The sequence below is a fragment of the Microbacterium sp. Bi128 genome (assembly GCF_918698205.1).
This window is the reverse complement of record NZ_CAKKMM010000323.1, coordinates 1-4,722: the sequence shown is the minus strand read 5'-3', so window position 1 is coordinate 4,722 and position 4,722 is coordinate 1. Positions and strand designations below refer to the sequence as shown.

Here is a 4,722-nt window from a genome sequence, read left to right as displayed (position 1 = left end):
TCCTGAGCACGGAAATGGAAAAGCTGTGATGCCCCGCGTGCTGGTCACCGGCGCCGGAGGCCCCGCGGGCCGCGCCGTAGCTGCCCAGCTGAAGTCCCGTGGCGTTCCCGTCCTGGGCACGGACATCCGCGAACTGCCCGCCGGGGCGGGCCTCACCGTCGTCCCGGTGCCGCCGGCCTCGGACCCGGACATGGTCTCGGCCCTGCGCCGGCTTGTCGTCCAGGAGGGCATCAACCTGGTCATCCCCACGGTGAGTGAGGAACTCCCGCAGCTTGCGGGGTACCGTGCCGCCTTCGGGACCGACGTCCGGGTCATCATCGGCGATCCCGGTCCGGTGGCTCTCGCCAACGACAAGCTCTTCACGGCCTGGCAGCTGCAGACCGCCGGGGTCCCCGTGCCGAGATTCGGCGTGCCCAGGGACTTCGCCAATGCCGGTGCCGCCATGGCCGCGCTCGGCGGCCCCATAGTTCTCAAGCCGCGGGTCTCCCGCGGCGGACGCGGCGTGATGGTCATCGACGGCAGCAAACAGGTGGACTGGCACCGCCTGCCGGAAGGACTGATTGTCCAGGAGTTCATCCCGGGCACCGAATACGGCCCGATGGTCTTCGGCACCCCGGCGCACAACGGGGCCGCGCCGTTCGTCGTCGTCGTGGAGAAGACCGAACTGGCGCAGGGCAACGTGGGCAACGCCGTGAGCACCCGCCGCGCCGAAGCCGGCGAGGCCATGGACGTCGGAAATCTGGCGATGGCGGCCGTCCGCTCGCTGGGCCTCACGGGCCCGGTCGACGTCGACGTCCGCCGGCGTGCCGACGGGACCCCGGTGGTCCTTGAAGTGAACGCACGGTTCGGCGCGAACAGCGGGCGGGCCCCGGAACTGCTCGACGCCGTGCTGGCGTCGTTTGCCCTTCCCTCCTTCAACCCGGCCTCTTTCCGGCAAAGCACAGGAGCGTACGCCCATGTCCTGGTTTAGTTCCGCCTCCGCATCAGCCGTCCCCGGGGCCGAGTACCTCCTGCTCCTCATCGGCCTGCCGATTCTGGTGTTCGGGCTCGTGAAGCTGCTCGTGCTGCCGCTGTCCGTCTGGTTTGAACTCCGTGCGGGGCGCCGCCGCCGCCGCGCAACGCCCACCCTGCTGGATGAGCGGCCCAGCGTGTCGATCATCGTCCCGGCTTTCAACGAGGCGACCGTCATCGAAAACTGCGTCCGCTCCATTCAGCTCACCCTGTACGAGCGGTACGAGGTGGTGCTCGTGGATGACGGCTCCACTGACAACACGGCCGGGCTGATGCGCGCGCTCGCCGCGACGGATCCCCGGATCACGGTCCTGACCCAGGCCAATGCCGGCAAGGGGGCGGCCCTGAACCTGGGCATCCGCCACGCCACGGGCGAGGTCCTCATGTTTGTCGACGCTGACGGGATCTTCTCCCAGAACACCGTCAAGCGGATGCTCCAGGGTTTCACTGACCAGCGCACCGGGGCCGTGTGCGGCGACGACAGGCCGGTAAACCTGGACCGGGTCCAGACCCGGATGCTGGCCTTCATCAGCCATGTCGGCACCGGGATGGTCAGGCGCGCCCTGACCATGATCGGCTGCCTCCCGATCGTCTCCGGCAACATTGGGGCGTTCCCCCGCCGGATCCTGGAGGAGATCGGGCCGTTCCGCGAAGACACGGTAGGCGAGGACCTGGAACTCACCTGGCGGGTGCACAAGGCAGGCTACCGGGTGGTCTTCGCCCCGCGCGCGCTGGTCTATGCCGAGTCGCCGTCAACGGTCCGGGCGCTCTGGCGCCAGCGCGTCCGCTGGGCCCGCGGGCTGCTGCAGACCATGGGTGTGCACAAGCGCATGATCGGCAACCTCCGGCACGGACAGTTCGGCGCGTACCTGCTGTTCAACACCATCACCATGGTGGTGCTCCCGGTGCTCCAGATCCTGGTACTCGTGGATCTGGTCTTCCTCACGGCGCTGGGCCGCAGTCCGTTCGGCGCGGACGTCTGGGCAATCCTTGGCTGGGTGGGCCTGTTCATCACGTTGCTGCTCACGGTGTTTGCCCTGGCCATGAACAGGGCGTGGAAGGACCTGCGGCACGCCTGGGCGCTCCCGCTCATCCCGCTCTATTCCGTGTTTACGAGCCTGACTATGGTGGCCGCGCTGGTGCAGGAACTCCGTGGCAAGGAGGCGCACTGGAACAAGCTGACGCGGACCGGTGTGGTCAGCGTCACCGCCCCGGCGGTGCGCCCGGACGTCAGCGTTTGAGGCGCAGACCGGCTGCCTTCCCTGCCCTCGTGCTCCTGTCGGTGCTGGCCCTTTCTGCCACTGGGTGCGGCGGGCCGCAGGGACCCACGGCGCCCGCCGCGGAGCGCACTGTCGGCGTCGGCTACGAAACTGTGGTCGACGCCGCCTCGACGCTGCCGGAACTGGCCAGACGGCTCGATGAGGTCAACGCCAACAGCGTCACCATCAGCGTGGGGCGGCTGGACTGGACGGCGTTCCCTTGGGACGCCCACCCCGAGGTGGAGGCCGTCCCGGGCCGTGACCACGTGGCCGAAGCGGTCAACGCACTGGGGACCGGCGGTGATGGCAGGAAACGCAGGATCACACTGACCATCGACCTGCTGATCCCCGGCTGGATCCGTACCAACCCGGGCCTGGCCGGCATCAACTTCGACGGCACCCGCTCCACGGAGTTCGCCAGCGTCAGCGCACTCACGACGGGACCCGTCGGGGAGCGGCTGGTCGACTTGGTGGCCGAGGTGACCAGGCGGTACCAGCCGGACGCCGTGGCCTTGACGGAACTGATGTTCGATAACAACACCTACGGCGGCGACGACCGCGATTCCTACCGGCTGGCCAGCGGCGGGACGGATTGGCCGCGGCTCGCGAACGGGGACATCGACGTCGAACACCCGAGCCTTGGGGCCTGGCGGTCGAAGGCGGTGGCGGCCATCGTGGCCAAGGCGGCGGCGGCCGCCCACGCGAACGGTGCCACGCTCGACATGGACGTCCGGGCGCCGTGGGACGATCCCGCCGGCGACCGGCCGGAGAGCGGCCATGACTACGGGCTGCTCGCCGCGGCCGCGGACCGGCTGGTCTTGTGGGACTACTTCGGGCTCAACGACGCCGCTCCCGCCTATTCCGCCGAGCTGGCCGCGGCCATGGCGAAGCGGTCCGGGAAGTTCGCCATCTCGGTCGGGATGGGGGCCAAGGACGGGCGCATCTCCGCCGCGGACCTGGCGGCCGGGCTGGAGGCGTCTGTCTCCGGCGGGGCGGCCGCCGTCGCCGTCACACCGTCCAGCATGCTCGACGACGACGCCTGGCGGGCGCTCAAGGCGGCCTGGGCCTGAGCGGCCATGGCCCTGGACCTGCTTGAGCGCCTGGACCTGCTTGAGCGCCTAGACCTGCTTGAGCGCCTGGCCGAGGTCGCGGATCAGGTCCTCGACGTCCTCCAGGCCCACCGAGAGCCGGACCACGCCGTCGCTGAGCCCGATCGCCGCGCGGCCTTCCGGGCCCATCGCGCGGTGCGTGGTGGTGGCCGGGTGCGTGATGAGCGTTTTGGCATCGCCCAGGTTGTTGGAGATGTCGATGATCCGCAGCGCGTCCAGGAGTGCGAACGCGGCCTGCTTCGCCGTGCGCCCGGGGGAGGGCTGCAGTTCCAGGGTGAGCACGGTCCCGCCGGCCTTCATCTGCTGCACTGCGAGCGGGTACTGCGGGTGGGACGGCAGCAGCGGGTACTTTACCCAGCCGACCGCAGGCTGTCCCTCGAGCCATTCGGCCAGCCGCAGCGCGGAGGCCGAGGAATGGTTGACGCGCAGGGCCATGGTCTCCAGGCCCTTGGTGAGCACCCAGGCGTTGAACGCCGAAAGGGCCGGACCGGTGTGCCGCATGAGCTGCTTGACGGGCCCGTCGATGAATTCCTTGGTGCCCAGGATGGCCCCGCCCAGGACGCGGCCCTGGCCGTCGATGTGCTTGGTGCCGGAGTAGACCACCACGTCCGCGCCGAGGTCGCCGCAGCGCTGGAGCAGCGGGGTGGCGAAGACGTTGTCAACCACCACCGTGGCGCCGGCCGCGTGCGCCAGTTTGCTCACGGCGGCGATGTCCACGATTTCCTGCATCGGGTTCGACGGCGACTCGAAGAACACCGCCGTGGTCGGCTCGGACAGCGCGGATTTCCACTGCTCCAGGTCCGGGCCGTCCACGAAGACCGTCTCGACACCCCAGCGCGGCAGGATTTCGTTGAGGATCACGAAGCACGAGCCGAACAGCGAGCGGGCCGCGACCACCCGGTCGCCGGCCGCCAACAGCGCGCCCAGGGCGGTGAAGACGGCGGACATGCCGGACGCCGTCGCGAAGCACGCCTCCGTTCCCTCGAGCAGCCGGAGCCGCTCCTGGAAGGTGGCGACGGAGGGGTTGCCGTAGCGGGAGTAGACGAAGCGCTCGTCCTCACCGGTGAAGGCGCGCTCGGCGGCAGCTGCGGACTCGTAGACGAATCCTGAGTTGAGGAAGATCGGCTCGGTGGTTTCCTGGAAGCCGGTGCGGTCAAGGCCGCCACGGACGGCCTGGGTGTCGGCCGCCCAGCCGGCGGCGTCGGGATTGAAAGTCACTTAGATCTTTCCGAGGTTGGTGGGCAGGCCGCGGTTCTTCCAGCCATTGACGGTGCGTTCGCCAAAGCGGTCGGTCTCTCCTTCGAAGCCCTGAAGGACGTTGTACGAGGTGTAGCCGGCGGCCG

Annotated in this window: 4 protein-coding genes and 1 pseudogene; 3 read left to right on the top strand and 2 right to left on the bottom strand. The window is 69.4% G+C overall.

The window, feature by feature from the left end:
- The 3 genes from LQV45_RS18100 to LQV45_RS18090 all read left to right on the top strand — a co-directional run.
- Positions 1 to 970: ATP-grasp domain-containing protein (locus LQV45_RS18100; RefSeq protein WP_230008214.1), on the top strand; the 970-nt coding region annotated here is incomplete at its 5' end.
- On the top strand, positions 957 to 2,252 hold the full coding sequence (locus LQV45_RS18095) for a glycosyltransferase family 2 protein (RefSeq protein ID WP_230008213.1): 1,296 nt from the start codon (positions 957 to 959) through the stop codon (positions 2,250 to 2,252). The genes LQV45_RS18100 and LQV45_RS18095, both read left to right, overlap by 14 nt.
- Positions 2,253 to 2,281: 29 nt before the next feature.
- Positions 2,282 to 3,340, top strand: coding sequence for a hypothetical protein (locus tag LQV45_RS18090; protein ID WP_230008212.1), 1,059 nt, complete (start codon positions 2,282 to 2,284; stop codon positions 3,338 to 3,340).
- Positions 3,341 to 3,388: 48 nt separating this feature from the next.
- Here the strand turns inward: LQV45_RS18090 and LQV45_RS18085 are convergent, their stop codons facing one another.
- Positions 3,389 to 4,597 (bottom strand): O-succinylhomoserine sulfhydrylase, encoded by a 1,209-nt coding sequence (locus LQV45_RS18085; protein ID WP_230008211.1) that lies wholly within the window; start codon positions 4,595 to 4,597, stop codon positions 3,389 to 3,391.
- A pseudogene (locus tag LQV45_RS18080) lies at positions 4,598 to 4,722 on the bottom strand (rhodanese-like domain-containing protein); the annotation flags it as partial.